The sequence below is a fragment of the Stenotrophomonas sp. STEN022 genome, from assembly GCF_056760155.1.
On sequence record NZ_JBRREG010000039.1, the window covers coordinates 1 to 26,218 of the forward strand.

A 26,218-nucleotide genomic window follows, 5' to 3' on the forward strand; every position below is an offset into this window, starting at 1 on the left:
CTCCCTGGTTTTCTTCGTCTATCCCAATTCTTTCGTGGTGTTTTTTTCGTTTGGCGGCTTGGGCCCCCCCCCCCCCGCACCCACAAAAACGAAGTTGATGCCAGAACTCTGACCACGGCTCTCCCCCTCGCAACAGGAGACAAACATGCGTAGCGCCATCCACACCACCTTCGGTGAACCGGCCGACGTGCTGGCCCTGGGCGACAGCCCCATCCCGCAGCCAGGCCCGGGCGAAGTACGGATCAAGACCCTGCTTGCGCCCATCCACAACCACGACCTGTGGACCGTACGCGGCAAGTACGGCTACAAGCCCACGCTGCCGGCAATCGGTGGCAGTGAAGCGGTAGGCATCGTCGAAGCACTGGGCGAGGGCGTGCAGGGCATCGCCATCGGCCAGCGCGTCATGGCCGCATCGGTACACGGCACCTGGGCCGAATACTTCATCGCGCCCGCACGCATGGTCATCCCTGTGCCGGACGGCATCGCCGATGAAGCCGCAGCACAGCTGATCGCCATGCCGCTGAGCGCATTGATGCTGCTTGAATTCCTGCAGGCCGAACCGGGCCAATGGATCGTGCAGAACACCGCCAACGGCGCCGTCGGCAAGACCCTGGCCATGCTCGCCGCCGCACGCGGCGTGCATGTGCTCGGGCTCGTACGTCGCGATGCAGGTGTCGACGAACTGAAGGCACTGGGCATCGACAACGTGCTGTCCACTACGCAGCCGGATTGGAAGGCGCGCGCACAGGCCTTGCTTGGCGACACGCTTGCACACGCCGCAGTCGATTCCATCGGCGGCCAGGCCAGCGCGGATCTGGTGTCACTGCTGGGCGACAACGGCACGCTGGTCTCGTTCGGCACCATGGCCGGCGAAGCCATGCAGATTCCCTCCGGCGACCTGATCTTCAAACAGGCCACGGTGAAGGGCTTCTGGGGCAGCAAGGTCAGCCAGCAGATGTCGGTGGAGAACAAACGCCGACTGGTCGGCGAACTGTTGCAGCGCGTGTTGAGCGGCGAGTTGGAACTGCCGGTGCAGGCTATCTACGGGCTGGCTGATGTTGCCGAAGCGGTGACGGCGAGCCTGCTGCCCGGACGCAAAGGCAAGGTGTTGCTGAAGCCCTGATGGATGCAATCAGTAGGGTTGGTTTCCGTCAGCCTGAAGCAAAGCAAGTCTCAAAACCCTTACTTTGCGCATGAAGCGAAGTGGGCTCAAACCCCCTCCCTTGCGCACAGCGCAGGGGAGGGCTGGGGAGGGGGGCTCTTCGCAACAAACCAACATCTCAAGCACCCCCAGCTTCGCAGCTAACGCAGCTCCCACAAAACCAAACAACCAGCTTCAGACCTACAACGAGCTACAAACAGCCACATAGTTCCCCTGGCTGATATTCAAATACTTAACCCCGTTGTAGTACTTGTACCCAACCCCCATCACCCGATGCCCACTCTCGGTAGGGAACACCACAAACTCATACTCATCCCCAAACAGCGGATCAGCAGGCGTAAAGCTCAAATTGACCTTGTCGCCAAGATCATCGTGCTTCCGCTTCCAGGTCACCTTCCCCTGCAAATCCTCGCCCAGCAGCTTCACTTGCGCCCGCTGCGTCTTGGTGTCCCAGGAGATCATATCGGGGCCAATCGAATCACCCTCGATCTTGCAGATGGTTGTCTGGGCAAACGCCGGCGCAGCAACGCCCAGCAGAAGAAGGGAAGCCAGGCGAGATGGTTTGAATCGCATTGTGTAAGTCCAGTAGTTCGGGCCAGCGTTGCTCCGCAACGCCGTGCCGCGTTGTACCAGACACACCCAGTTGAAAGCCATCGCCAAAGCCACCGGCGCGATCACCCCGCCAGATACGCATCCGTAGCAACAACCCGCCCATACCCGAACTCAAACGACGCCATCATCGCCGCATGCACATGGGCAGCCGGTGCCACAACCCCGTTGAATTCCAGATCACGCGTAGCGCAGGCGTCGTGCAGCACGGTGACCGCATAGCCCATGTCGGCGGATGCACGCACCACCGCGTCCACGCACATATGGCTCATCGCACCAACCACCACCACATCCTCGATTCCGCGCGCCTCAAGCTGCTGCTTCAGATCGGTATCGCGGAACGAATTGACGTGGTTCTTGACGATCACCGGTTCATTGCCGATGGGTGCGACATCGACCATGATCCGCACCCCGTTCGAGCCCGGCACGAAGATCGGCGCATCACTGCTGGCAGACTCATGGCGGACATGCAGCACCGGCACGCCCTTGGCCCGTGCATCGGCAATCACGCGCACCGCATTGGTGGTGGCGGCATCAATGCCCACCAAGGGTAGCTTGCCGGAGGCAAGGTATTCATTCTGAAGATCGACGACGATAATGGCGCGCTTGCTCATGTACGGCTCCCTGATGGGTGGTTGAATGGTGTGGGAGAAGTCTCCGTGACCGGCCTGCCACCACGAAGAGGCGCTACCGACATTCTTGAGGGCGGTACCGACAGATGCGCACCGACGGTCACATCCAAGTGGGAATCCTGCTGTATCCCGGCGCCCAGCTGGCGGCAGTGCTCGGCCTGACCGACCTGTTCGCCCTGGCCGGCCGGCTCGCCAGCGAACGCGCAGCACCCGCCGACCCCGAACTGCAGGTCACACACTGGCGCATTGAAGCGCCCGGCCAAGCGCCGCAGGCCGTCTACAGCTCAAGCCAGCAGCCAACCGGCACACCGCAGGTAATGATCCTGCCGCCCAGCATGCAGCCGCCGATTTCCACCGAAGCCGCCGCGCCCTACCTGGACTGGCTGCGCGCACTGCACGACGACGGCACCACGCTCGCATCGGTCTGCGCCGGCGCATTCCTGCTGGCCGAAACCGGGCGCCTGGCCGGCCGCACCATCACCACCAACTGGCAGTATGCAGAGCTGCTGGCCGCACGCTTTCTGGACGTGACGCTGGACGTGGACCAGATGCTCATCGACGGTGGCGACATTTTCAGCGCAGGCGGCGCCATGGCCTGGACCGACCTCGGCCTGCGGCTGGTGGACCGCTACCTCGGCGCCGCGGTAATGCTGGATGTCGCGCGCACGCTGTTGATCGATCCACCCGGCCGCCAACAGCGCTACTACAGCAGTTTCTCGCCACGCCTGACGCACGGCGACGCCGCAGTGCTGGCCGTGCAGCAATGGCTGCACGACACCCATGCCAAGCAGGGTGCATCCGCCGAACTCGCACAACGTGCAGGGCTGGAAGAGCGCACCTTCCTGCGCCGCTTCCAGAAAGCCACCGGCATGACCGCCACCGAATACTGCCAGCGCGTACGCGTGGCCCGAGCCCGCGAGATGCTGCAGACCAGTAACGTGCCGCTGGAGCGGATTGCCTGGGACGTGGGTTACAGCGACCCGGGCTCGTTCCGGAAGGTGTTCAGTCGGATTGTAGGGTTGTCGCCGGGGGAGTATCGGAGGCGGTTTGGTGGTTTACAAGTTGTGAGTCCCAGTTAAAAATCGAAGTGACTGCAGTAGTAGCGCCGAAACTTTTCGCCTATGTGTAAGCGTGGCAAAAAAAGCCACAGATCATAGATCGGTGGCTTCTAATGTGGTCAGGAAATTTCCGCCCAATGACCTGCTTAAATCAATCTATTTTTTCTGCGTAGTCCTTGCGCACAAATTTGTTGATATAAGCATTGAGCCCGTCTCCGGCCCGCGCAAGCCTTTGCATCTCCTCGACATGACGGGCGCCGGGTTTTGTGCTGTCGTATAGGTAGGTGCCCCCTTTCGAGAACCGGACGATAATTTTCCCGGGTTCGATTTGATACTCCGCCACGCCCGAGTCGCCGTTGATATCTCTGTACTGCTGCATCGCACTCTCCATGAGTTTTGACCGCTGAGTAGTAAGTAACGAAATGCCGCTATCTATGGCAAGCTGGATGCTACAGCATTCGCTGGATTGGAGCTTGGGGGACTCTCTTACGAAAAATACTGTTGCCAGAGCTGACGGAAAAAAATGGGATTCGTCAGGACTGCTGGGGGTCATGTTCGCTGGTGTGGATGGAACTATCGACCTGCTATTTCTGAAAGCGAAGAAATACTTCTTGCGCTGGACGCGCAGCCTGTGGCTAGGATTTATTGTTGTGGGAAAAGGAGATCTAGTGAAGATAAGCTTGGTGCGCATCAAGAACTTTCGAGCGCTGACGGATGTATCTATTCCGTTCGATTGCATAACGACGTTTATTGGCCCGAATGGTGCAGGCAAGTCGACTGTGTTGCGGGCTCTTGACTGGTATTTCAATGGCAAGCCAGGCGCGCTGACGGAGAAAGATTGTTCCTTTAGTAATACCTCCGAGAACATAGAGGTTCAAGTTACATTCGGAGATCTGACAGAGAAGGATCGCGAAGCGCTCGGCAAGTATGCGCCTGCTGGTGTCGATACCTTCACCGCATGGAAACGTCGGAGTCCTGATGGTGCTGAAGTGCTCTCGGCGAACGCAAAGGGATTCCCGGATTTTGAGGCAATTAAATCTATAGATGGTGCCAAGGGTAGGAAGGACGCCTACGCCGCCTTGCGCGCTGCCCGAGCGGATCTAGGACTCCCTGCGGCGGCTACCGGCGCAGCTGTGGATCAGGCCATGACGACTTGGGAGTCTCAGCACACGGACATGCTTGTCGATGCGCCGGAGACGCTTCAGACCAACTTCTTCGGATTCAACAGCGGTGGGAAGATGAGTGGACTCTTCGACTTTGTTCTGGTTACCGCGGATCTAAGGGCTAGCGAAGAATCGGCCGACGGTAGGGCAAGTATCATTGGAAGGATACTCGAACGATCAGTAAACCGCGCAGCAGCTGATGAAGAGATTGCGAAGATTGTTGAAGAGTCACGCACGCGACAGCAGAAGGTTTACGAGGAGAAGTTCAAGGCCCAGCTTGATGCAATGACGGATCAGCTCAATAGCGTAGTTGGATCTTACTCACCCGGACGAGCCGTCACGGTTTCGCCGGCCGAAGTCGAAATGAAGGCTCCAAGGACCACCTTCGAGCTTGTTGTGGTAGACGGAACTGCGGAAACTTCCATCGATCGACAAGGGCATGGATTTCAGCGGACTTTGCTGATTTCAGCCCTCCAACTCTTGGCGCAGTCAGGTGCCGCGTCGTCAGATGGCGTTATTTGTCTTGCCATTGAAGAGCCAGAGTTGTTTCAACACCCCATTCAAGCGCAGACTTTCGCTAAAGTTCTTAGGTCTCTAGCTGAGGATGTGGATAAGCGAGTTCAAGTTGTCTACGCAACACATAGCCCTCATTTTGTTGAGGCAAGGAGTTTTCACCAGGTTCGACGCCTCACTAGATCATCGGACAAAGTTCCGACTGTGTCGCTTCATCACGCAACGGTTGCTGATGTAAAACTTCTACTTGATGGCGTGCTTGATACCAATGTTGTGGATCGTCAACTAGATAGTGTTGTTGCGAATCAGCTATCTATCGCGCTCTTCGCGAATCGTGCCTTCCTTGTGGAGGGGACTACGGAGGCATCCGTATTCTGCGGCATCGGCGACCGGGCGCAGTTGGGGGCACTGGAGGCTGAAGGCATCTCGGTTGTTCCGGTAGGAGGGAAGAATTCAATCCCTCTCGTGCATGCAATTTTGACAGCTATAGGTGTGCCGGCGTATGCGCTTTTCGATGCAGATGTCGGCTTTGAGGAGCGCGCGAAAAGGAATGGCAAGGCGGTTGCCCTGATCGAAAAAGAGCGAGCGAGTCATGTTGCTGGAAATCGCGCGGCATTGAAGTACTTTGGAATGAATGAAGAGGACTTTCCTTTAGAAATTGTGGCTGACCGAGTGGCTATATTTCGAGATCATCTCGAGTCATTTCTAGATGATAACTGGGGGGAATGGCAGGCCGCTTGCTGCGAGTTCGAGGTGGCGGCTGGCATCAGCCTCGCAAAGAATCAGTACGCGTATCGGGTAGCAACACTAAAGGCTCAGGGAGTAGTGCCGGATATGTTGGTTCAAGTACTGCGAAAAGTTAGAGGTGAGTGATCATGAACGATATTGTCTGCCCGCATTGCGGAACTGCCTTCAAGATTGATGAGGTTGGATACGCGAAGATATTGAGCCAAGTTCGAGATATCGACTTCGAGAGGCAGCTTGAGGAGCGGCTGCAGCTGGCTGCGAAGGAGGGGAAGAGCGCGCTTGAGCTCGTTGAGATGAAAGCTGCCGGCGATATGCAGAAGGCGATTTCAGCGAAGGACGCCGAGATGGTTCAGCTAAGAGGGGCGCTCGAGGCAAGTGAGATGGCCGGGAAGCTGGCCATTGCTGAGGCTTTGGGCGCTATAGAGAAAGAGCGAGACGCCTTAGCGGTTGAGATCCAGCAGGTGAAACGTGAAAGTGAGGCTTCTGCGAAGCTCGCTGAAGCGAAGCTTGCGAGTGAGTTGTACAAAGCGATCACCGCCAAGGAGGTTGAGATTCAGACCTTGGTGACAAAATTGAATGCCGGCGAACTGACTCAGCAACTTGCCATCGCTCAGGCCGTTAGTGTTGTGGAGAAGGAGCGAGAACAGCTAAAAAGCGGTCTTGAGCGCGCCACTCTTGAGAAGCAAATTTCAGAAAAATCTCTCAAGGATAAGTACGAGACTCAGATCAAAGATCGTGAGGAGGAGATTCATCGCCTCAGAGACATGAAAGCTAAGCTATCTACCAAGATGGTGGGTGAGACGTTGGAGCAACACTGCGAGATTGAGTTCAATCGAGTTCGTGCAATGGCATTTCCGAAGGCGTACTTCGAGAAGGACAACGACGCGCGGACTGGAAGTAAAGGCGACTACATTTTTCGCGACTTGGATGATTCTGGGGTCGAGTTGGTTTCAGTCATGTTTGAAATGAAGAACGAGAATGACGAGACCGCGACAAAGAAAAAGAATGAAGATTTCTTGAAAGAGCTCGATAGGGATCGAAGCGAAAAGGGTTGCGAGTATGCGGTTCTTGTGTCGCTCCTTGAGCCTGATAGTGAGTTGTATAACTCAGGGATTGTGGATATGTCTCATCGCTATCAGAAGATGTACGTGGTGCGGCCGCAGTTCTTCATTCCGATGATCACATTGCTGCGAAACGCCGCTCAGAGTTCCTTGAAGTACAAGACGGAGCTTATACAGGTGAGAGCGCAGAATATCGATATCACCAATTTCGAGAGCGAGCTTGATTCGTTCAAGACTGGTTTTGCACGGAACTATGAACTAGCGTCGAAGAAGTTCAAGACAGCCATTGATGAGATAGATAAGACGATTGATCATCTGCAGAAGACAAAGGAAGCTTTGCTCGGATCAGAGAATAATCTGCGTCTCGCCAACAATAAGGCTGATGATCTGACAGTAAAGAAGCTAACAAAGGGGAATCCCACAATGGCTGCAAAGTTCGCCGATCTAAAATCTGATAGCTCAGACGAAGGTGAGTGAGCATTTGTCGGGTTGGCGTTGGAACCTATTTAGCTAGTTCGTCGTTAGATATTTAAGTGAGCCAATGGGCCAGCCCTTATCTCAACCCCTCTCCCGTAGGGAGAGGGGCTTTCGTGTTAGCGCGCTGGTCGGCTGACGGCTAGGCTCCGCTGTGATATCAGCAACGTAGGAACCGCTGCACGTCCGAGCACAGTTGCTATACCGGTATGCCGTGTGGCGTGAACAAACGCAGCCGTCCTTGGTGGCCGAATACATAGCCGCCTGGGTGTGGCTCATCGAATACGCCTCCCGGGGGCTTACCTTCTTCGCGGTCGTAGAGAGCTTTGAACGATAGCGCCATTGCGGGCAGCTGCAGGTCGTTACCTACCAGCGCGGTCGCAGTTGGGTCGAAGGCTTTTGACGTAGGTCTCCGCGACGGCGGGGCGGGCGTGCCGGGTCCACGCTGACGAAGATCACTTGCGGTTTGTCGGCATCCGAGCGAATCAGGTGCTTTACGCGTTTCAACTCCACCATGGTGGGGAAGACATCCGGGCAATTGGTGAAGCCGAAGAATAGATACGTCACCTTGCCGTTGAGGTCGGCCGGTCAGCGGGCTATGCCGCTGCTGTACGGCATCGACTATTCAGGTCTCTTCATCGTCAAAATCTAGTGAACCATCAGGCTTTGCGGGTCGCCAAGTGCCGCTCCCTGAGTAATAGGAACAGCGGTAACGCCAGCGACGGGCCAACCATGATGCTGGACAGCGGCAGCCACAGGTGGCGCATTCCCAACCTGCGTCCCTCGGCACAGATGAGTGCAATTGTCGCAAGCCCCGAAATGAGGACATCCGCCCAGGCGAACGCGGCGATTTTGCTGGACGTCGCCTGTTGCAGTAAGAGCGGCACATTGAGGCCGTTGGCGGATAGCCACGGCACAAACTGGGCGAGGGGCAGGGCGGTGCCAGCGATGCAGAGAAGTAAGTAAACAAACCGCATGTTGGTCTCCGGCTGATTCGATTGGTTATCTCTGGCGTGGATTATCGCTTGGACCAAGGATTCTTGGGCCTTGTTGAGCTGAAATCCGGCGGATTGCAGCGATATTAAAGAGGTTCGCTTCGGCATTCTCCCCGGAGCTCGTAAGAGCGCGGCGCCAATTTGCGGCAAGTTGGTTCTCTCGTTGCTCCGCAGCCCATTACCGATGGACATTCCCGGTACCCCAACACACTGGCATGCTGTCGCCTGCTCATCAGGGGATGAAAGTCGATGTTTCGATCTGTTGTTCTTGCGGCTGCATTGTTTGCAGCGCTTCCCGCGCGCGCGGAGCTGGCTTTCGAGGCGCCGGTGGCCTGCGCCGAAGCGGATTCGTCTCCTGCGCTGAAAGGCAGCCTCTGTGTCACCACCCATGTTCCGCTGCGCTACGAATCGCCCGCCGATGGTTCGCTGAAGCTGTTCGCGCGGTGGTTTCCTGCCGAGACGGTGGAGCGGCGCGGTGAGGTTTGGTTGTTGGCTGGTGGGCCTGGTGAGTCCGGCGCGTCCTTGTATCCGGTGGTCGCGACCTTCCGGCGTGCGTTTCCTGGTTATGACCTGGTGATTCCGGATCACCGTGGCGTGGGCCGGTCGGAGCGCATCTGCCCGGTGCAGGAGGCGGCGGACAGCGCGGATGGCGTTGCGCTGGCGGGGGACGAGTGGGGCGGCTGCATTGGCGCGATGTATGCGGATGCGGCGCGCACGCAGGCGTTCTCGGTGACTGAGGCGGCGCAGGACCTTGCGCTGCTGATGTCGCGCTATCGCGGCAGTGGGCCGACCTATCTGTACGGGGTGTCGTATGGCACGCAGCTGGCCTTGCGTGCGCTGCAGGTGGCGCCGATGCCGCTGGATGGTTTGATCCTGGATGGGTTGGTGCCACTGGAGACCACCGAGCAGTGGGATCTGAGCCGGCGCACGGCGCTGGTTGATGCAGTGGGGCGTGCGGTGCTGGGCGAGCAGAAGGTGGCGGTCTATCAGCGTGTGCTGGCCGCTGCGCCGACGGCGCCGTGGAAGCACGAGGTGCCGGGTGGTGATCTGCGCCGGTTGCTGGGCTCGCTGCTGAACTTCCCTGCGCTGCGTGCGCGTATTCCCGACATCGTTGATGGGCTGGCGGTGGACGATACGTCCGCGCTGCTGGCGACGGTGGCGGAGTTGAAGACGGCGATGGCGGGGATGGGGCAGGGCGGTAACAACCAGCCTTCGTTGCCGCTGGTGATGTTGATCTCGGCGTCGGAGAACAATGCGCGGCCGGGGCTTACGCGCGAGCTGGTGGAGCAGGAGGCTGCTGGGGCCTTGTTTGTCAGCGCCATCCCGGGGTTTCTGGTCGGGGCGCCTGTGCCTGCTTATGCGAAGGATGCTTGGTTTGGGAAGTCGCCTGCTGCGTTACCCAGGACCTTGGTTGTGCATGGGACCTTGGATCCGAATACGGCGTATGCGGGGGCGGTGGAGCATGCGGCTGTGCTGGGGAAGGCTGGGGAGGTGAGCTTCAGTACGGTGGAGGGTGGGGCGCATTTGCTGTCTTACTTTGCGCCTGGGTGTTTTGTTGAGGCGGTTGGGGCGTTTGTTGCGGGTGGGGAGGTTGGTGGTGGGTGTGTTGAGAGGTGAGGGGTTTTGGTTCTCACAGCTGAGTTTGGTTGAGGTTTTGGAGGTTTGAGTTTGAGGGTTTTGTTCTGCCCTCACCCCAACCCCTCTCCCGCGGGCGGGAGAGGGGCTTGGATCGCGTGGGTTTGGGGCTATCCGGTTGTGTCACAGATTGCTGGGTTGGGGCGTGTTGGCTCCAGCGTTAGTCGCTGCACATCCGAGAACAACTGCTCTACCGGCATGCCGTAGGGGGCGAACAGACGCAGCCGTCCTTGGCGGTCGAATACGTAGCCGCCTGCGGTGTGGCTCATCGAGTAGGCGCCGGGGTGTTTGCCTTCTTCGCGGTCGTAGAAGGCTTTGAAGGATGCTGCCATTGCGGCCAGTTGCTGGTCATTGCCTACCAGTGCGGTCGCGGTGGGATCGAAGGCTTTTACGTAGGTTTCGGCGACGGCGGGGGTGTCGCGGGCCGGGTCCACGGTGACGAAGATCACCTGCAGTTTGTCGGCGTCCGAGCCCATCAGGTGCTTTACGCGGTTCAACTCCACCATGGTGGTGGGGCAGACGTCCGGGCAGCTGGTGAAGCCGAAGAAGAGATACGTCACTTTGCCGTTGAGGTCGGCCGGGCTGCGGCTTACGCCTGTGCTGTCGGGCATCGTCCATTGCTGGCCGAGTGCTTCGCAGGCGATGTCCTTGCCGTAGAAATCCACTTTTGGCTTTGCGGCGCAGGCGACCAGTAGCAGGGTGGCGGCGCTTATCGCGAAGGTGGACAGGTGCAGTTTGCGGGCCAGTGCGGCGAGGCCGGTGGCGGGGGTGTTGGTGCGGGACATGGCTATGGTCGATGAAGGACGGACAGCCGAACTGCATGCGACGGGCCGGCATGGTGTGCCGGCCCGTTGCGTGCGTCAGTTGACCATCATGTGGAAGTGCATGCTCCAGATGATCCAGATCGAGAGCGCTACCACGATGAAAAGAATGACCAGGGTGAAAACAAAACTGGCCAGGTTCCAGCCGCCCTCCGAGGAGCGGTTCATGTGCAGGAAGTACACCAGCTGCACGATGATCTGCACGACGGCAAAGCCGACCAGCAGGGCCATCGTCAGTGGCCGCGACAGCGTCGGGTTCATCACCAGCATGAAAGGGATGACGGTGAGCACGGCGCAGATCACGAAGCCGATCAGGTATGACCTGGTGGAGCCATGTCCGCTGCCGGCGCGGGAGGTGTCGTTGTCGGACATGTTCAGAACACTCCAATCAGATAGACAAAGGTGAAGACGCAGATCCAGACCAGGTCCAGGAAGTGCCAGAACAGACTCAGGCAGGAGATGCGGGTGACGTTGGTCGGGGTGAGGCCGCGACGCTTCACCTGGTGCATTACCACCGCCATCCAGATCAGGCCGCTGGCCACGTGCAGGCCGTGCGTGCCAACCAGCGCGAAGAACGCGGACAGGTAGGCGCTGGTGGTGGGGCCGGCGCCAATGTGGATGAGGTGGTTGAACTCATACACTTCCATGCCGATGAAGCCGGCACCGAGTGCGAAGGTCACGCCCAGCCAGGTCAGCACCGCGCGCTTGTCCTGGCGGTGCATCGCCAGCACGGCCTGGCCGTAGGTGATGCTGGAGACCAGCAGCAGGAAGGTCTCCACCAGCACGAACGGCAGCGAGAACAGCTCGGCACCGGTCGGGCCGCCTGCATACGCGTTGCTGAGCACCGCGTAGGAGGCGAACAGCGAGCCGAACAGCACCAGGTCGGACATGAGGTAGACCCACATGCCGAAGACCTTCATGCCGCCCTGGTCGTGGCCATGGTCGTCATGGCTGTGCTCGGCCGCCTGTGCGTTGTCTACGGCGACATTGGACATGATGTTCATGCAATCACCCTGTGCTGCTTGAGCTTGTTCTGGTGCTGGTTCTCGATGGCGGCCACTTCTTCGGCGCTGACGTAGTAATCCACGTCCTCGTCGTAGGAGCGCACGATCAAGGTGACGATCATCGCCACGAAGCTCGCACCGGCCAGCCACCAGATGTGCCAGATCAAGGCGAAGCACAGCGCCAGGATCCAGATGTTGAGGATCAGCGGCACTCCGGTGTTACGCGGCATGTGGATCGGCGCGTAGTGCTTGGGAGGCTTGGGCAGGCCTTGCTTCTTCGCTTCGTGGAAAGCGTCCAGGGTGTCGGCCTTGGGCACCACGGCGAAGTTGTAGAACGGCGGCGGTGAGGGCGTCTGCCATTCCAGCGTGCGCGCATTCCACGGGTCGCCGGTGATGTCCTGGTTCTGCTTGCGGTCGCGGACGCTGACGTAGATCTGCACCAGCATCAGCACGATGCCTGCGAGCACGAACAGCGCGCCGACGAAGGCGGCAATCAGGTAGGGCGTCCACGCCGGGTTGTCGTACTGGTTCATGCGTCGGGTCATGCCCATGAAGCCCAGCATGTACAGCGGCATGAAGGCCAGGTAGAAGCCGATGATCCAGCAGGCGAACGACCACTTGCCCAGACGCTCGTTGAGGGTGAAACCGAACACCTTCGGGAACCAGTAGACGAAGCCAGCCAGGTAGCCGAACAGCGCGCCACCGATGATGGTGTTGTGGAAGTGGGCCACCAGGAACAGGCTGTTGTGCAGCAGGAAGTCCGCGCCGGGGATGGCCAGCAGCACGCCGGTCATGCCGCCGATGGTGAAGGTGACCAGGAAGGCGATGGTCCACAGCATCGGCACGCTGAACTCGACGCGGCCGCCGTACATGGTGAACAACCAGGTGAAGATTTTCACGCCGGTCGGGATCGCGATGATCATCGTCATGATGCCGAAGAAGGCATTGACGCTGGCACCGGAGCCCATGGTGAAGAAGTGGTGCAGCCACACCACGAACGACAGGATGCCGATCGCCAGCGTTGCACCCACCATCGACTTGTAGCCGAACAGCTTCTTGCGCGAGAACGTGGCGGTGATCTCGGAGAAGATACCGAACGCCGGCAATACCAGGATGTACACCTCCGGGTGGCCCCAGGCCCACACCAGGTTGACGTACATCATCGGGTTGCCACCCAGGTCATTGGTGTAGAAGTTGAAGTCCAGGTAGCGGTCCAGGGTGAGCGCGCCGAGGGCGACGGTCAGGATCGGGAACGCGGCAATGATGATCACGCTGGTGACCAGCACGGTCCAGGTGAACACCGGCATCTTCATCAAGGTCATGCCCGGCGCACGCATGCGCAGGATGGTGATGAACAGGTTGACGCCGGTCAGCAATGTGCCGACACCGGAGGCCTGCAATGCCCAGATGTAGTAATCAACACCAACCCCTGGGCTGAACTCGATGCCGGACAGCGGCGGGTACGCCACCCAGCCGGTCATCGCGAACTCGCCAAGGCCCAGCGAGATCATCATCAGCGCAGCGCCGACCACGAAGATCCAGAAGCTGAAGGCATTGAGGAAGGGGAAGGCCATGTCGCGCGCGCCGATCTGCAGCGGCACCACGATGTTCATCAGGCCCACCACGAACGGTGTGGCCACGAAGAAGATCATGATCACGCCATGCGCGGTGAAGATCTGGTCGTAGTGCTCCGGTGGCAGGAAACCATCGCTGCCGGGGCCGGCCGCGGCCAACTGCGCGCGCATCATCAGTGCATCGGCAAAGCCGCGCACCAACATCACCAGCGCCACCACGATGTACATGATGCCGATCTTCTTGTGGTCCACGGTGGTGAACCAGTCGCGCCACAGCACGCCCCACAACTTGAAATAGGTGACGGCGGCGAGCAATGCGATGCCGCCAAGCACCATGCCCGCCAATGTCACCACGACGATCGGGTCGTGCAACGGCACGGCGTCCCACGTCAACTTACCGAACATGCTCATTACTCCTGGGAGGCCTTGGGTTCTGCGTTGTGGCCGGACGTGGCCGCGGTGTTCTCACCCACGCCGATGAACTGGTCGATGACCTTCTTGAACAGCAGCGGCTCGACGCTGGCGAAGTGGCGCACCGGTTCCTTGCGGGTGGGCGCGGCCAGGCGCTTGAATTCGGCGAAGCTCAGCTGATCCGGCGACTGCCGCACCTGCGCAACCCAATCATCGAACTGCGGCTGGCTCATCGCGGTGGCGACGAACTTCATGTTGGAGAAGCCGTGGCCGCTGTAATTGCCCGACATGCCATCGAACTTGCCTTGCTCGTTCGCCACCAGGTGCAGCTGCGTGCGCATGCCCGCCATTGCATAGATCTGCCCACCCAGCTGCGGGATGAAGAAGGTATTCATCGTCGAGTTGGAGGTGATGTCGAAGGCCAGCTGCTGCCCGGCCGGGAAGTTGAGCTGGTTGACCGTGGCGATGCCGAGGTCCGGGTAGACGAACACCCACTTCCAGTCGGTGGCGATCACTTCCACATGCAGCGGCTCGCCGGGAATATCCAGCGGCTTGTAAGGGTCAAGCTCGTGGGTGGATTTCCACACGATCACGGCGAGCACGGCGACGATGATCAGGGGCACGCCCCAAACCACGATTTCCACCTTGGTCGAGTGCGCCCAATCGGGCATGTACTTGGCCTTGGTATTGCCGGAGCGGTAGCGCCAGGCAAACACGAAGGTCAGCACGATGGCCGGTATCACCACGATCAGCATCAAGGCGATGCAGATGATGATCAGGTCGCGCTGGGCAATGCCCACGTCGCCCTTGGAGTCCAGTAGTACCCAGTTGCAGCCAGACAGGCCCACGCATGCCAAAGCGGCCAGCGCTGGGCGGATGCGTTTCCAGCAGATATTCATTGAAGGTCGACCCTGTTGAAGGAGCTCTTGAGCGGGGACCGCCGATGCCCGGCGCATTGGCCGGGAGCGGCTACACTGTCCGTACGGCGGTGCCTACAAAAGGATTGCCGATCCAGTCAAGTCCATACAAGATACATCATTGTATGGGTTGGTGCACGTACAAAGCAGGGAAGGTTCACCCGATGCAGCAGCCAGCCGCAGGCCGACGCCTGAAAAAGCCCAACCGGACCTGGGTCCGTCCCTTCGCCGAGGGCAGCGGTCCGCTCTACCTGCAGATTGCCCAGCAGGTACGCGATGCCGTGGACGATGGCGTGCTGCAACCCGGTGACCGGCTGCCGCCGCAGCGCGATTTGGCCCAGTTGATGGGCGTGGACCTGACCACGGTTACCCGCGCCTACGCCGAGCTGCGCCAGTCCGATCTGCTCGACGCGCAGGGCGCCGGCGGCACCTTCATCGCCATGTCGGCAGGCAACAGCGCCACCTCGGTCGACCTGAGCATGAACATCCCGCCGCTGCTGGGCAGCAGCCCGTTCGCGCAGAGCATGGAGCGCGGCTTCCAGCAGCTCAGCCAGCAGCTGGGGCAGGGCGAGCTGATGAGTTACCACGTCGGCGCGGGCTCCCGCGACGACCGCGCCGCCGCCGTGCAATGGCTGGCGCCGATCCTCGGCAACGTCTCCGCCGAGCGGGTGGTGATCTGCCCCGGTGCGCAGGCCGCGTTATGCGCCATCGTGCTGGCCAAGACCCAGCCGGGTGACCTGATCGCCGCCGAACAGCTGACCTATCCGGGCCTGCTGGCCGCCGCCCGCGTGCTGCAGCGGGGCATCGTCTCCATCACCATGGACGCTGAAGGCATGCTGCCGGACGCGCTGGAAGCCGCCTGCCAGCAGCGCAAGCCGGCCCTGATCTACCTGATCCCGACCATCCAGAACCCGACCACCGCGACCATGTCGCAGGCCCGGCGCGCGGCCATTCTGGCCATTGCCCGCCGCCATGGCGTGGCGGTGGTGGAGGACGATCCGTACTGGTTGCTGGCCGCCGATGCGGCGCCGCCGCTGGCCGTGGACAGCCACCCGGATGCCCCGGTCTACTACGTTTCCACCCTGTCCAAGTGCCTGGCGCCGGGCCTGCGCACCGCCTATCTGGTTGTGCCGCCGGGCGAGCCGATGGAGCCGCTGCTGGACGCCCTGCGCTCGATCGCGCTGATGCCGACCCAGTCGATGGTGGCAGTGGCCTCGCACTGGATCCGCAGCGGCCAGGCCGATGAGATGGTGCGCCGCTTCCAGCATGAGCTGCGCCAGCGCCAGCAGATCGCCGCGCGCATCCTGCCCAAGCCCTATCAGGCGCACCCGTCCGGCCTGCATGTGTGGCTGCCGTTGCCGCCAAGGCTGGACCAGTACCGGCTGATCCAGGCCGCGCAGGCGCAAGGCCTGGGTATCGCCAGCTCGGAGGCCTTCAGCATCGAGGAGCAGGCCGGCAATGCCATCCGTCTTTCCCTGGGCGGGGCGGTGGATCAGCACAGCCTGGCGGCGGCATTGACCAAGCTGACCGAGGTCATCTCGGCCGCGCCTGAGACGCGGGTGCAGGCGATCGTTTAACCGCGCTCCGGTCATATCCATACAAAAGTGATACATTGCATATCTTGTATGGATATGCGGGTAGCTGCTGTGCGTCGGGACAAGCTGAGGTTTCATCTGGTGATGCTGGGCTGTGCCGGTTTCGTGGTGCTGGCGCTGGCGTCGCTGGTCTATGTCTGCTCGCGGCCGCAGACCGCCGATGTGCAGGCCAGTGAGCGCGCGGCAATCGAACAGTGCCTGCAGCGCAGCCGCGCGCCGGAACGCACCGAGATCTACCGCCGTGCCCAGGCCGACTCCTGCGCCGAGATGCTGGAACAGTACGAGCACAAGTTTGGCGCGGACGCCGCCTCGTGAGCCCGCCCAACGGCGCACCGCTGCGCAGGCGCGGGATGCGGCTGTGGATTGCAGCCGGCTGTGTGCTGATGGCCGGTATTGCGATAGCGCTGTGGCAGTACTTCGGCCTGAGTGAGCAGGCCAGCTTCGCCGAGCAGGCCATCGTCTTCGACGACACCCAGCTCAAGCTGCCGCCGGAGCTGGCCGGCGCGAATGGGCGCATACGCGTCGTGCATTTCTGGGACCCGGCCTGCAAGGTCTGCAACCGCGAAACCGGCGCGCACTTGAGCTACCTGATCAGCATGTACCGCCGCGCCAACATCGATTTCTATGCGGTGCGCCGCCCCGGCACGACAGGTGAGTTGCCCGAGTATCTGCGTGGTCGTTTGAAAGAACTGCCAACGATTGAAGGTGCCGAACATATCCCGGCCAGCCCTGCGGTTGCGATCTGGGACAGGGCAGGGCATCTGGCTTACGCGGGTCCGTACAGCATCGGTATGGTCTGCAATTCGGCCAATAGTTTTGTCGAGCCGATTCTCGACAAGCTGGTCGATGGGCAGGTCGTGCGTCCGCGCGGACTGCTGGCGGTGGGCTGTTACTGCGCTTGGCAAGGCAAGCCTTGATCCGCTGCTGATGAATCTGCATGCGCGCCAGCATGCGTGGACGTTCTGTCCGCGCACAAAAAACAGCGGGTACCCGCTCCAACCGACCGATGGTTGTGAGCAGGCACCCGCCGCTGATGCAAACAATACGTGGCTACATCTTCCATACATGGTGCGACAGGATGTCGCAGTTTTTGCCGTTAAATATGGGGTTTGGCGATGAACTGGATGGACAGCGCGCTGCGCAGCAACGGCCCGATCTACCTGCGCATCGTCAACAGCATCGAGCGCAGCATGAACACCGGCGAGCTGGTGCCCGGCCATCGCCTGCCATCGCAGCGCGCATTGGCAAAGCAGCTCGGCATCGACCTGACCACGGTGACGCGCGCCTTCGATGAAGCACGCCGACGCGGCCTGATCGAAGCGCGCGGTCCGCAGGGCAGTTTCATCGCACCGCCGAAAGCGGCCTTCGGCCAACCGGTGGACCTGAGCATGAACGTGCCGCCGGTACCGGATGCCTTGGCCTTGAATGACGCCTTGCGACGTGGCGCTGCTGCGGTGCTCGCACGCAGCAACGCGCCCAACCTGATGACGTATCACCTCGCCGGCGGCAGCCCTACCGACAGGCATGCAGCGACCAGCTGGTTGCAGCCGATGCTGGGCGATATTGTCGATATGGCATTGGTGGTGGCCGAAGGCGCGCAGTCGGCATTGGCATCGATCCTGATCAGCCAGACCCAGGAAGGCGAGGTGATTCTCTGCGATCACCTGGTGTACCCGGGCTTGCTGCAGGCGGCACGATCGTTGGGACGACGCTTGCTGCCGGTCGATGGCGATGCGGAAGGGATGTGTCCGGAGGCGTTGGAGCGTGCCTCGCGGCAGAGTGGGGCGCGCGTGGTTTACCTCAATCCCACCTGCAACAACCCGACGGCGCTGACGATTCCCTCGCAACGACGTGTCGAGCTGGCACGTGTGCTGCAGCGGCTGGATCTGCTGGCGATCGAGGACGATCCGTATTGGCATCATGCTGTGGAAAAGCCAACGCCGATTGCGGCGTTGGCACCGGCGCATGTGTATTACGTATCAACCTTGTCGAAGGCGATCAGCCCCGGTCTGCGCACGGCATTCGTGCGCTGTCCTTCGGAGCAGCATGCCGAGGCGCTGGCAACTGCATTGCGGTCGATCTGTTTGATGGGCCACCCGCTGGTGATGGCGCTGGTCAGCCAACTGCTGCTGGATGGCTCGGCGACTGCACTGTTGAATCAGGTGTTGGATGAAGCGCGCGAGCGCACCGCGCTGGCTGCACATCTGCTGGTGCCTTCATTGAAAGTGCAGGCGGACGGATTGCATGCCTGGTGCAGCGTGCCCGAGCCCTGGACTGATGCAGGGTTTGTGCGCGCCGCTCAACTGCAGGGTTTGGCTATATCGCCTTCTTCGGCATTCAGGCCGGACGGCGCACAACGCAGCCGAGGTTTCAGGCTGTCATTGGGGCAGGCAAGCAATAGACGCCAGCTGCAAAGCGCCTTGCGCCGAATCAACCAACTGGTAGATGCCCCCAGCGCATTTGCAGGAGCGGCATGAACCTGTAGTGCCGCGCCACGCTCGGCAGGGGCCCTACAAGCAATGCCGTAGGAGCGGCGTAAGCCGCGAAGCCACCGATGCATCAGTCGCAGATCAACCGCGAACAGCACCCCTCCCCAACCCTCCCCTTGCCTGCGGCAAAGGGAGGGGGCAAGAGCGTGCATCGCCAGCCATTTGCAGGAGAGGCGTAAGCCTGTAGTGCCGAGCCATGCTCGGCAGAGGCCTTACAAGCGCTGCTGCAGGAGCCGCGAAGCAAACCAGCCAACCGTCGTCGGGAGCCATGCAACGCCGCAGTTCAGTTTCTACCAGCTTCGCGGCTGACGCAGCTCCTACAAGAGCGGCATCAATCGCTGGTCCGCCGCATTCAGCCCGCCTTGAACACCTTGCGCTTGCCGGTGAGCACCTTTTCCGAGGGGGTGAGCTTTGCCACGCCGGGGATCAGGAAGTCGGTGGCGGTCTGCCCGAAACGGATCTTGGAGGCCAGCCAGAGCGGCATCTTGCCGCGGCCGGTCCAGGTGTTCCAACGGTTTTCCGGGTCGCGGTACTTGGGCTTGACCTTCGGCCCCTTGCGCCGGGCAGGCTTGCTCTTGGCTGCGACGGCATCTGCGCCGGGGCCAAACAGTTCCTCGATCGTATAGCCGGTCTGCTTGGCCAATGCGGTGAGTTTGCGCCTGACCTTTTCCGCAGGTTGACGTTGGGTGAGCGCTTTGTGCCTGTCCTGTGCGGCGCGGATGAGAGTGTTGAGCTCTCGAAGATCAAGAGGGGTTAGGTCGATACTCATGGCGTAAGCGTCAGTTCTTGGCTGCGGGGTGTCAAGCCGCAGCTGTGAATCGCGGGCATTGGCAGCTCAGTAGGCGAGGCTTGGAGCGCGGCCGAAGGGGGCTGCTTGGCTCGGCCGGTGTAGCCCGGGTAAGCGCAGCGCACCCGGGGAACCGGTGTCGGTGATGTTGCCGCCTGCCGCCAAATGCCCCGGGTGCGCTGCGCTTATCTGGGCTGCCTCTTTGGCGGCCTCGCACATAAGAAACCCGATGACAGGGATCTGACATCGGGTCTCGGGTGGCGCAAACGTGGTTGGCTTCGATCAGCGGTGATTTCGTGAAAGCACCATCGAGTACGCAAACCGGCCCGGCGGGTGCAGGCTGGTCGCGACCAGCAGCAGACGACCGTTGGCATCACGGTAACGGCGCTGCACGCGCATTGCCGGCTCGCTTTTCTTGATGTCCAACAGTTTGGCATCAGCCGCTTCAAACGAGGCGGCGTCGAATACCTGCTCCACCCGCGACAGCTTGGTCGGGTCGAGGAACTTGGCCAGCGCACGCGCGGCGCCGGCCACTTCCAGCAGCTTCTCGGTCGGTACACCGGTGCGCACCGGGATCAACATTTCGGTGACGGCGATCGGTTCGCGGCTCTGTTCTTCCAGACGCAGGCAGTGCAGACGCAGGTATTCCTTGCCTTCGTGGATGTCCAGGCGCTGCGCCATCAGCGGGTCGGCCAGCTTGCGCTCGGCCTCCAGCACCTGCAGGCGGGTGCTGTTGCCGTATTGCATCAGCAGGTCGACAGTGTCGATCTCGTGTTCGTAACGCATTGCCGAGTTCTGTGCGATCACCCGCGTGCCAGCGCCGGGCCGGCGCTGCACCAGACCGGCGCTGATCAACTGCGCCAAAGCCGCGCGTGCGGTGTGGCGGCTGACGCTGAAGCGTTCGCATAGCTCCAGTTCGGTGGGTAGCAAGGTACCAACGGCGTACTCGCCCTTTTCGATTGCCGCCTGCAATAAGTCGCCCAGTTCGGCATAGCGGGGCTTGCTGCGTCGCGTACCAGTCATATGTACAGATCCTTGTTCAAAGTCTGAGCGAGAGTTCCTGCCAGCTGCGCTGCAGGGGTTCACGGTGTTCGGGTGCGGCGATGGCGATCAGGGCCTGGGCCCGTGCATGGACGTCGAGATGGCGTAGATCAGCTACGCCATGTTCGCTGACGATGCAGTCGGCATCTACGCGGGTGAGGCTTACGGGACCGGCGGCTAGCATCGGCACGATCCTGCTTTCGCCCTTGGGGGTACTGGCAGGGAGTGCAATGATGCCGCGACCAGCAGTCGATTGGCGAGCGCCTTGCAGGAAATCAGGCAGGCCGCCGACACCACTCAGTTGGCGTCCAGACAGGAACTCGCCGTTCACCTGGCCCAGCAGGTCCAGCGACAACGCGCTGTTGATGGCGGTCAGGCGCGGGATACCGCCCAGTACGTTGTGGTCGTGGGTGTGGCCAACTTCGCGGAAGCTGATGCTGCGCGGTGCGATGTCATACAGCGCCTGTGTGCCCAGCGCGACGCCGGCCACCACTGCATCCGGTGCCGCCGACAGCGCGCCGGATTCGAGCAGGCCCAGCAGGCCATCGGAGACCATGCCGCTGTGGATGCGCAGATTGCGTCGCTCGCGTACCGCGCGCAGCACGGCCGATTGCAGGCGGCCCAGGCCGAGCTGCAGGGTCGCGCCATCCTCGACCAGGGTAGCGACCTGTGCGGCAACCGCGTCCATCGCAGCATCGGCAGGTGGATCGGGAATGGCCAGCAGCGGCGCATCCTGCTCGATGGCGGCGGTGATCCGCGACAAGGGAATGGATGGACCGCGCGTGCGCGGCATGCGCGGGTTGATATGCGCCAGGATGCGGGTCGCGCGCGGCCAGGCCGCCGGGGTGAAGTCGCAGGCAATGCCCAGCGAACAGTTGCCGTCCTCGTCCGGCGGCGCCACCTGCACCAGCACGGTGTCGAAGGCCACGCTTTCGCGCAGCCAGCGCCAGGTGGCGGTATAGGTCATCGGCAGGTAGTCGACGCGGCCCGCCAGCCACGAACTGCGCAGATCGCTGCTCAGGAAGATCGTGCGCTGACGTGCCTGCGGGTGCAGTCCGGAAAAATCGAAGGTGTTGACCGTGGGAATGTGCACGCCGGTGAAACGCAGCCCGCCGCAGCGCTCGGCGCCACCGCGCAGCCAGTGTTCGAACAGCAGTGAATGGCCGGCACAGCCGGGCGCGAAGACCTCGGGTCCCTGCGCGAGGTAGTCGAAGAAAGTGTCGGCATCCAGAAGTCGGGGCATGGGGCTGATTGCGGCGTTCGGGAGACGGATCATATGATATGTCCGGACAAAGTCGGTTATGCTCCTTTCACGCGGTTGCTGTTCCCACCATCCCGAACCCGCTGTTGCGGGCCTGCACCGAGACCTCATCGCGCGATGAACACGCCTGCTGCCAGCCTTACCGAACAGCTCGCCCAGCGCCTGCAACGGCCAGTCGATACTGCCGCCCGGCAACGCGCCGCGTTGTTGCTGGTCGACTGGCTCGGTTGCGCCCTGGCTGCCTTGCGCTATCCGATTGCCACCCAGCTGCAGTTGGTGGTGCAGGCGCAGGCTGGCGGCAATGTGGTGGCCTTGGGCGCTGGCCGGCGCGGTGCAGCCGACGCGCTGCTGCTCAATGCCGCGCTCGGCAACGTGCTGGAAATGGACGATGTGCATCGCGCTGCCATCCTGCATCCCGGGCCGGTGGTGATCCCGGTGGCACTGGCTGCAGCGCAGGCCGAAGGCGCGGATGCAGCGGCGCTGCTTGATGCGATCGTGCGCGGCTACGAAGCCACCATCCGTGTCGGTCGTGCGCTGGGCAAGGCGCACTACCGCTATTGGCATCCCACCTCGACCGCTGGCGCCTTTGGTGCGGCGGCTGCGGCGGCATCAGTACTGAACCTACCTACCGAATCGCTGGCCGACGCGCTGGGCAATGCCGGCAGCCGTACTGGCGGGCTGTGGCAGATGCGCCACGAGCCGGTGCCGACCAAGTCATTGCACAACGCTGAAGCCGCACGCAGTGGCTGGCTGGCGGCGCAGTTGGCGCTGGCGGGCATGCGTGGGCCGCGCAGGATACTGGAAGGTGAGCAGGGTCTGTTTGCCGCCACCGCGCCGGATGCCGTGCCGGAACTGGTGGTTGCCGACGAAGAGGACTGGCTGATCCACAGCACCAGCCTTAAGCCGTGGCCGGCTTGCCGTCATGCGCATCCGGCCGTCGATGCGATGCTGGAAGCGGTGGCGACGCTCGATGTCGCTGACGTCGTGCAGATTGAACGCATCGAAGTACACACCTATGCCGAGGCCCTGCGCTTCTGCGACCGCTCGCAGCCGCAGACCGAGCTGGAGGCCAAGTTCAGCCTGCAACACGCGCTGGCCTCGATCCTGGTCAACGGGCGGCCGCAACTTGAGCATTACACCGCCGAAGCCTGCAGCGATGCCGAGCTGGCGCCGTGGCGGCAGCGCATCAAACTGATCGAAGATGCAGCCTGCAGCCAGCGTTTCCCAACGCACTACGGCGCCAGCGTGCAGCTGTGGTTGGCCGATGGCCGCAGCATGCAGGCCGAGCGCATCGATGCCTGGGGCGACCCGGAATGCCCGATGTCGGTCGAGGATGTGCTGGCCAAGGCGTTGGCCCTGGCGCAATGGGGTGGCGTATCCGCAGGCCTGGCGCAACCCCTCTTTGGGCAGGTGCAGGCGCTGGCCAATGGCGGCAGTCTGGACGCCTTGAACGCCATGTTGGCGCGGGTGGCCTGATGCGATTGACTGAAGCGCTGTTGCGGCATGCGCGCACGCTGCGTTTTGAAGACCTTTCCGCCGAGGCGGTCGCGGCCACGAAGGTGTTCGTGATGGATTCGGCGGCCGTGGGGCTTTCCGGCTCCGGTCCGCAGGTACCGCTGACCCAGACGGTGCGCCGCAGTGCCGCCAGCTATGGTGCGGGCGATGCCGCGCGGGTCTGGGTGACCGGCGAAGCCTTGCCGGCGGCCAGCGCGGCGATGGTCAACGGCTACCAGATCCACAGCCAGGAATTTGATTGCGTACATATGCCGGCGGTGGTGCATCCATTGGCGGTTATTCAATCGGCCTTGATTGCCGCCGCCGAGCAGCGCGCAAACGTCGATGGCGTGGCGGTCGATGGCAAGGCTTTAATCGCAGCGCTCAATGTTGCGGTCGATATAGCGACGTTGATCGGCATCAGCGGCCGCGCGGCTATGCGCTTCTTCCGGCCATCCATGTGTGGTGCACTTGGTGCAGCAGCTGGCATCGCCCATCTGAATGGCGCGGACGAGGAGCTGCTGCGTCGCGCGCTCGGCCTGACCTATAGCCACCTGTCCGGCACCATGCAGGCGCATGTGGAAGGCTCGCCGACGCTGGCCTTGCAGGTTGCACTTAATTCGCGCGCCGCCTTGAGCTGCTGGGAACTGGCACGCAATGGTTTTCCGGCACCGCGCGAGATGCTGGAAGGGCCCTTCGGCTATCTACCGCTGATCGAGGGCGAATTCGACGTCAGACCATCGCTGCAGAAACTGGCCGCGCGCGAAGCGCAGATACTCTCCGTAAGCCACAAGGTGTTCCCGACCGGCGGCGCCGCGCATGCCGCGCAGGACATGCTGATAGAGCTGCGCCAGCAGCACGGCCTGAATCTGGATAACGTCGCCAGCATTGAACTGCAGGCACCGCCGCTGGTGCGCCGCTTGGTTGGCCGCAGCTATCAGCCCGCAATGGAAACCAGCTACGCCCGGCTGTGCCTGCCGTTCCTGCTGGGTACCGTGCTGCTCGATGGCAAGGTCGGCTTGTCCGCCTATGCGCCGGACAAGCTCGCCGATGTGCGCCTGGCCGCGTTCGCCAACCAGGTCAGCCTGGTGCCGAACGACTGCGACGATCCCAATGCGCTGGTGCCGCAATCGATGACGGTCACCCTGCGTGACGGCCGCGTGCTGCACAACCACCGCGATGCCGCGATCGGCTCGCCGCAACGGCCGCTGTCACGCGCCCAGCAGCTTGAGAAGTTCCACCACTGCCTTGACCACGCCGCGCGTCCCTTCGATGCCGGCCACCGTGCTGCCCTGATCTCCCACTTCGACCAATTGCAGGACATCGACGATGTCAGGCATCTGGTCGACCTGCTGATTGTCGAGACCCCATGACCTACGCCACCTATTTCGAATCCTTCGATGTCAAGGAGCTGCTTCAGCAGTTCCCGCTGGACCAGGCCTTCACCGACAAGTTCAAAACCATCAGCCGCGAGGAACTGCGTGCCGAGCAGAACGCGATGTTCCTGCGCTGCGTAGCCCGCGCCTGGCAGATTCCGTTCTATCAGCGCCTGTGGGGCAATGCAGGCATCAAGCCGGAAGATATCCAGAGCCTGGACGACATCACCAAGCTGCCGGTATTCGGCAAGCACGAGATCATGGCCTCGGTCGAAGCGAATCCGCCGCTGGGCGATTTCCACGGTTGGCAGGACGGCACCGACGCTGGCAACAAGCCGCTGGTTTTCCACACCACCTCCGGCACCACCGGTCGCCCGCAGCCGCTGGTGTTCTCGCCGCATTCGCGCGAAGTGCAGAGCCTGCTGCTGGCCCGCCTGTACCGCTGGCAGGGCATGCAGCCCGGCGACGTGGTGCACTCGGTGTACGGCCACGGCATGATCAACGGCGGCCACTATGTGCGTGAGGCGGTGACGCATTACACGCAGGCACTGTTCTGTTCGGCCGGCACCGGCATCGAGATGCGCTCAGCGCAGCAGGTTCAGCTGATGAAGAACATGGGCGCCAACGTGATTGTTGGCTTTGCCGACTACATCAAGAAGCTGGCCGACGTGGCCCGCGAGAACGGCCTGGTGCCGGGCAAGGACATTCCGGTGCGGATGATCTGCGGCCACCTCGGCCGCGAATCGCGCGAGTCGCTGTCGGCAGCCTGGGGCGGTGTCGAACTGTACGACTGGTATGGCGTGGGCGACACCGGCGCGATTGCCGGGCAGGGCCCGGATCAGGACGGTCTGTACCTGATGGAAGACGCGCAGTACGTTGAGATCCTCGATGTGGACAGCGGCAAGCCGGTGACCGATGGCGATACCGGCGACATGGTGGTCACCTGCCTGTACAAGGACGACATCTACCCGATCATCCGCTTCAACACCCATGACGTGACCCGCGTACTGACCACGCCGTCGTCGCTGGGCATGAACCTGCGCCGCATCGAGGGCTTCCTCGGCCGCAGCGACAACATGGTCAAGATCCGCGGCATCAATGTGTTCCCGCAGGCGATGGCGCCGGTGTTGGAAGAGCATGCGTCGTTTGCCGGTGAGTTCATCTGCGTCGCCAGCCGCGACGAAGGCGGCCGCGATGATCTGGCCGTACACGTGGAAACCCGTGGCGCACTGGATGACGCACAACTGGCAGCGGAGTTCGCCGCGTTGCTGCGCCAGCGCCTCGGTGTTGAAATGAGCATCGTGCTGGCTGCCCCGGGTGAGCTGGCGGCGCTGACCGGTATCGAAGTACGGCAGAAGCCGGTGCGTCTGATCGACAAACGTTTCGCTTGAGGAAGACC

25 protein-coding genes are annotated in these 26,218 nt (G+C 61.7%); 12 read left to right on the plus strand and 13 right to left on the minus strand.

The features are described 5' to 3' along the window. Positions 1-145: 145 nt before the first annotated feature. Positions 146-1,123, plus strand: coding sequence for a zinc-binding dehydrogenase (locus tag ACVOMF_RS10020; protein ID WP_481509142.1), 978 nt, complete (start codon positions 146-148; stop codon positions 1,121-1,123). A 219-nt stretch (positions 1,124-1,342) separates the two neighbouring features. On the opposite strand, the gene ACVOMF_RS10025 is transcribed toward ACVOMF_RS10020, so the two are convergent. Continuing rightward, positions 1,343-1,816, minus strand: a complete 474-nt coding sequence (locus tag ACVOMF_RS10025) for a hypothetical protein (RefSeq protein WP_481509143.1) — start codon at positions 1,814-1,816, stop codon at positions 1,343-1,345. A 20-nt stretch (positions 1,817-1,836) separates the two neighbouring features. Next, positions 1,837-2,385, minus strand: coding sequence for a cysteine hydrolase family protein (locus tag ACVOMF_RS10030; protein ID WP_481509144.1), 549 nt, complete (start codon positions 2,383-2,385; stop codon positions 1,837-1,839). A 104-nt stretch (positions 2,386-2,489) separates the two neighbouring features. Here ACVOMF_RS10030 and ACVOMF_RS10035 point away from each other — a divergent pair, with 104 nt between their 5' ends. Continuing rightward, complete coding sequence (locus ACVOMF_RS10035) at positions 2,490-3,482, plus strand: GlxA family transcriptional regulator (protein WP_481509145.1); 993 nt, start codon at positions 2,490-2,492, stop codon at positions 3,480-3,482. A 130-nt stretch (positions 3,483-3,612) separates the two neighbouring features. On the opposite strand, the gene ACVOMF_RS10040 is transcribed toward ACVOMF_RS10035, so the two are convergent. Next, positions 3,613-3,840 carry a hypothetical protein gene (locus tag ACVOMF_RS10040; RefSeq protein WP_481509146.1) on the minus strand — a complete coding sequence of 76 codons (228 nt, stop codon included), beginning with the start codon at positions 3,838-3,840 and terminating at the stop codon, positions 3,613-3,615. 55 nt (positions 3,841-3,895) lie between these two features. Here ACVOMF_RS10040 and ACVOMF_RS10045 point away from each other — a divergent pair, with 55 nt between their 5' ends. Together ACVOMF_RS10045 and ACVOMF_RS10050 are read left to right on the plus strand one after the other, a co-directional pair. Next, complete coding sequence (locus ACVOMF_RS10045; RefSeq protein WP_481509147.1) at positions 3,896-6,010, plus strand: ATP-dependent nuclease; 2,115 nt, start codon at positions 3,896-3,898, stop codon at positions 6,008-6,010. 2 nt (positions 6,011-6,012) lie between these two features. Continuing rightward, on the plus strand, positions 6,013-7,422 hold the full coding sequence (locus ACVOMF_RS10050; RefSeq protein WP_481509148.1) for a DUF2130 domain-containing protein: 1,410 nt from the start codon (positions 6,013-6,015) through the stop codon (positions 7,420-7,422). 363 nt (positions 7,423-7,785) lie between these two features. Here ACVOMF_RS10050 and ACVOMF_RS10055 read toward each other — a convergent pair whose 3' ends face one another. Together ACVOMF_RS10055 and ACVOMF_RS10060 are read right to left on the minus strand one after the other, a co-directional pair. Further along, on the minus strand, positions 7,786-7,986 hold the full coding sequence (locus tag ACVOMF_RS10055; protein WP_481509149.1) for an SCO family protein: 201 nt from the start codon (positions 7,984-7,986) through the stop codon (positions 7,786-7,788). Between the two features lie 92 nt (positions 7,987-8,078). After that, a complete protein-coding gene (locus ACVOMF_RS10060) occupies positions 8,079-8,606 on the minus strand; it encodes a DUF2834 domain-containing protein (RefSeq protein WP_481509150.1) in 528 nt (175 codons plus the stop codon). Between the two features lie 57 nt (positions 8,607-8,663). On the opposite strand from ACVOMF_RS10060, the gene ACVOMF_RS10065 reads away from it, so the two are divergent. Continuing rightward, complete coding sequence (locus ACVOMF_RS10065) at positions 8,664-10,031, plus strand: alpha/beta hydrolase (protein WP_481509151.1); 1,368 nt, start codon at positions 8,664-8,666, stop codon at positions 10,029-10,031. A gap of 128 nt (positions 10,032-10,159) precedes the next feature. Here ACVOMF_RS10065 and ACVOMF_RS10070 read toward each other — a convergent pair whose 3' ends face one another. From ACVOMF_RS10070 to cyoA, 5 genes are all read right to left on the minus strand, one after another. Continuing rightward, complete coding sequence (locus ACVOMF_RS10070) at positions 10,160-10,834, minus strand: SCO family protein (protein WP_481509152.1); 675 nt, start codon at positions 10,832-10,834, stop codon at positions 10,160-10,162. Between the two features lie 75 nt (positions 10,835-10,909). Further along, positions 10,910-11,242 (minus strand): cytochrome o ubiquinol oxidase subunit IV, encoded by a 333-nt coding sequence (gene cyoD, locus ACVOMF_RS10075; RefSeq protein ID WP_481509153.1) that lies wholly within the window; start codon positions 11,240-11,242, stop codon positions 10,910-10,912. A gap of 2 nt (positions 11,243-11,244) precedes the next feature. Next, a complete protein-coding gene (gene cyoC / locus ACVOMF_RS10080) occupies positions 11,245-11,874 on the minus strand; it encodes a cytochrome o ubiquinol oxidase subunit III (RefSeq protein WP_282271767.1) in 630 nt (209 codons plus the stop codon). Then, on the minus strand, positions 11,871-13,853 hold the full coding sequence (cyoB, locus tag ACVOMF_RS10085) for a cytochrome o ubiquinol oxidase subunit I (RefSeq protein ID WP_481509154.1): 1,983 nt from the start codon (positions 13,851-13,853) through the stop codon (positions 11,871-11,873). Before cyoB ends, cyoC begins: the two co-directional genes overlap by 4 nt. Before the next feature lie 5 nt (positions 13,854-13,858). Then, positions 13,859-14,758 carry a ubiquinol oxidase subunit II gene (gene cyoA / locus ACVOMF_RS10090; RefSeq protein ID WP_481509155.1) on the minus strand — a complete coding sequence of 300 codons (900 nt, stop codon included), beginning with the start codon at positions 14,756-14,758 and terminating at the stop codon, positions 13,859-13,861. Between the two features lie 182 nt (positions 14,759-14,940). On the opposite strand from cyoA, the gene ACVOMF_RS10095 reads away from it, so the two are divergent. The 4 genes from ACVOMF_RS10095 (at position 14,941) to ACVOMF_RS10110 (ending at position 18,848) form a co-directional block, all read left to right on the plus strand. Next, complete coding sequence (locus ACVOMF_RS10095; protein ID WP_481509156.1) at positions 14,941-16,353, plus strand: aminotransferase-like domain-containing protein; 1,413 nt, start codon at positions 14,941-14,943, stop codon at positions 16,351-16,353. A gap of 48 nt (positions 16,354-16,401) precedes the next feature. Continuing rightward, positions 16,402-16,686, plus strand: a complete 285-nt coding sequence (locus tag ACVOMF_RS10100; protein ID WP_481509157.1) for a hypothetical protein — start codon at positions 16,402-16,404, stop codon at positions 16,684-16,686. Beyond that, positions 16,683-17,288, plus strand: a complete 606-nt coding sequence (locus ACVOMF_RS10105; RefSeq protein ID WP_481509158.1) for a DUF6436 domain-containing protein — start codon at positions 16,683-16,685, stop codon at positions 17,286-17,288. Before ACVOMF_RS10100 ends, ACVOMF_RS10105 begins: the two co-directional genes overlap by 4 nt. Before the next feature lie 198 nt (positions 17,289-17,486). Beyond that, positions 17,487-18,848 carry an aminotransferase-like domain-containing protein gene (locus tag ACVOMF_RS10110; RefSeq protein ID WP_481509159.1) on the plus strand — a complete coding sequence of 454 codons (1,362 nt, stop codon included), beginning with the start codon at positions 17,487-17,489 and terminating at the stop codon, positions 18,846-18,848. A 364-nt stretch (positions 18,849-19,212) separates the two neighbouring features. Here ACVOMF_RS10110 and ACVOMF_RS10115 read toward each other — a convergent pair whose 3' ends face one another. The 3 genes from ACVOMF_RS10115 to ACVOMF_RS10125 all read right to left on the minus strand — a co-directional run bounded on the left by ACVOMF_RS10115 (position 19,213) and on the right by ACVOMF_RS10125 (position 21,931). Further along, complete coding sequence (locus ACVOMF_RS10115) at positions 19,213-19,629, minus strand: H-NS histone family protein (RefSeq protein WP_481509160.1); 417 nt, start codon at positions 19,627-19,629, stop codon at positions 19,213-19,215. Between the two features lie 300 nt (positions 19,630-19,929). Continuing rightward, entirely contained in the window at positions 19,930-20,670 is a 741-nt protein-coding gene (locus ACVOMF_RS10120; RefSeq protein ID WP_481509161.1) for a GntR family transcriptional regulator, read from the minus strand. A gap of 16 nt (positions 20,671-20,686) precedes the next feature. Then, positions 20,687-21,931, minus strand: a complete 1,245-nt coding sequence (locus ACVOMF_RS10125) for an acetyl-CoA hydrolase/transferase family protein (protein ID WP_481509162.1) — start codon at positions 21,929-21,931, stop codon at positions 20,687-20,689. Positions 21,932-22,066: 135 nt separating this feature from the next. Here ACVOMF_RS10125 and ACVOMF_RS10130 point away from each other — a divergent pair, with 135 nt between their 5' ends. Genes ACVOMF_RS10130 through ACVOMF_RS10140 form a run of 3 tightly spaced genes read left to right on the plus strand, consistent with a single transcriptional unit; the run spans position 22,067 to position 26,210 of the window. After that, positions 22,067-23,425, plus strand: a complete 1,359-nt coding sequence (locus tag ACVOMF_RS10130) for an MmgE/PrpD family protein (protein WP_481509163.1) — start codon at positions 22,067-22,069, stop codon at positions 23,423-23,425. Continuing rightward, complete coding sequence (locus ACVOMF_RS10135; RefSeq protein ID WP_481509164.1) at positions 23,425-24,816, plus strand: MmgE/PrpD family protein; 1,392 nt, start codon at positions 23,425-23,427, stop codon at positions 24,814-24,816. Before ACVOMF_RS10130 ends, ACVOMF_RS10135 begins: the two co-directional genes overlap by 1 nt. Further along, the gene (locus ACVOMF_RS10140; protein ID WP_481509165.1) at positions 24,813-26,210 is read left to right on the plus strand and encodes a phenylacetate--CoA ligase family protein; all 1,398 of its coding nucleotides are present in this window, start codon (positions 24,813-24,815) and stop codon (positions 26,208-26,210) included. The genes ACVOMF_RS10135 and ACVOMF_RS10140 overlap by 4 nt, the downstream gene beginning before the upstream one ends. Positions 26,211-26,218 lie beyond the last annotated feature (8 nt).

What these genes read in the sequence shown, in the direction of transcription:
- ACVOMF_RS10040 (WP_481509146.1), bottom strand. Translation starts at nt 3,840, where the DNA reads ATGCAGCAGTACAGAGATATCAACGGCGACTCGGGCGTGGCGGAGTAT.
- ACVOMF_RS10030 (WP_481509144.1), bottom strand. Translation starts at nt 2,385, where the DNA reads ATGAGCAAGCGCGCCATTATCGTCGTCGATCTTCAGAATGAATACCTT.
- cyoB (WP_481509154.1), bottom strand. Translation starts at nt 13,853, where the DNA reads ATGTTCGGTAAGTTGACGTGGGACGCCGTGCCGTTGCACGACCCGATC.
- ACVOMF_RS10065 (WP_481509151.1), top strand. Translation starts at nt 8,664, where the DNA reads ATGTTTCGATCTGTTGTTCTTGCGGCTGCATTGTTTGCAGCGCTTCCC.
- ACVOMF_RS10110 (WP_481509159.1), top strand. Translation starts at nt 17,487, where the DNA reads ATGAACTGGATGGACAGCGCGCTGCGCAGCAACGGCCCGATCTACCTG.
- ACVOMF_RS10035 (WP_481509145.1), top strand. Translation starts at nt 2,490, where the DNA reads ATGCGCACCGACGGTCACATCCAAGTGGGAATCCTGCTGTATCCCGGC.
- ACVOMF_RS10100 (WP_481509157.1), top strand. Translation starts at nt 16,402, where the DNA reads ATGGATATGCGGGTAGCTGCTGTGCGTCGGGACAAGCTGAGGTTTCAT.
- ACVOMF_RS10120 (WP_481509161.1), bottom strand. Translation starts at nt 20,670, where the DNA reads ATGACTGGTACGCGACGCAGCAAGCCCCGCTATGCCGAACTGGGCGAC.
- ACVOMF_RS10125 (WP_481509162.1), bottom strand. Translation starts at nt 21,931, where the DNA reads ATGCCCCGACTTCTGGATGCCGACACTTTCTTCGACTACCTCGCGCAG.
- ACVOMF_RS10140 (WP_481509165.1), top strand. Translation starts at nt 24,813, where the DNA reads ATGACCTACGCCACCTATTTCGAATCCTTCGATGTCAAGGAGCTGCTT.
- ACVOMF_RS10045 (WP_481509147.1), top strand. Translation starts at nt 3,896, where the DNA reads ATGGCAAGCTGGATGCTACAGCATTCGCTGGATTGGAGCTTGGGGGAC.
- ACVOMF_RS10020 (WP_481509142.1), top strand. Translation starts at nt 146, where the DNA reads ATGCGTAGCGCCATCCACACCACCTTCGGTGAACCGGCCGACGTGCTG.
- ACVOMF_RS10130 (WP_481509163.1), top strand. Translation starts at nt 22,067, where the DNA reads ATGAACACGCCTGCTGCCAGCCTTACCGAACAGCTCGCCCAGCGCCTG.
- ACVOMF_RS10115 (WP_481509160.1), bottom strand. Translation starts at nt 19,629, where the DNA reads ATGAGTATCGACCTAACCCCTCTTGATCTTCGAGAGCTCAACACTCTC.
- ACVOMF_RS10135 (WP_481509164.1), top strand. Translation starts at nt 23,425, where the DNA reads ATGCGATTGACTGAAGCGCTGTTGCGGCATGCGCGCACGCTGCGTTTT.
- ACVOMF_RS10095 (WP_481509156.1), top strand. Translation starts at nt 14,941, where the DNA reads ATGCAGCAGCCAGCCGCAGGCCGACGCCTGAAAAAGCCCAACCGGACC.
- cyoC (WP_282271767.1), bottom strand. Translation starts at nt 11,874, where the DNA reads ATGAACATCATGTCCAATGTCGCCGTAGACAACGCACAGGCGGCCGAG.
- ACVOMF_RS10060 (WP_481509150.1), bottom strand. Translation starts at nt 8,606, where the DNA reads ATGTCCATCGGTAATGGGCTGCGGAGCAACGAGAGAACCAACTTGCCG.
- ACVOMF_RS10050 (WP_481509148.1), top strand. Translation starts at nt 6,013, where the DNA reads ATGAACGATATTGTCTGCCCGCATTGCGGAACTGCCTTCAAGATTGAT.
- cyoD (WP_481509153.1), bottom strand. Translation starts at nt 11,242, where the DNA reads ATGTCCGACAACGACACCTCCCGCGCCGGCAGCGGACATGGCTCCACC.
- ACVOMF_RS10025 (WP_481509143.1), bottom strand. Translation starts at nt 1,816, where the DNA reads ATGGCTTTCAACTGGGTGTGTCTGGTACAACGCGGCACGGCGTTGCGG.
- ACVOMF_RS10070 (WP_481509152.1), bottom strand. Translation starts at nt 10,834, where the DNA reads ATGTCCCGCACCAACACCCCCGCCACCGGCCTCGCCGCACTGGCCCGC.
- cyoA (WP_481509155.1), bottom strand. Translation starts at nt 14,758, where the DNA reads ATGAATATCTGCTGGAAACGCATCCGCCCAGCGCTGGCCGCTTTGGCA.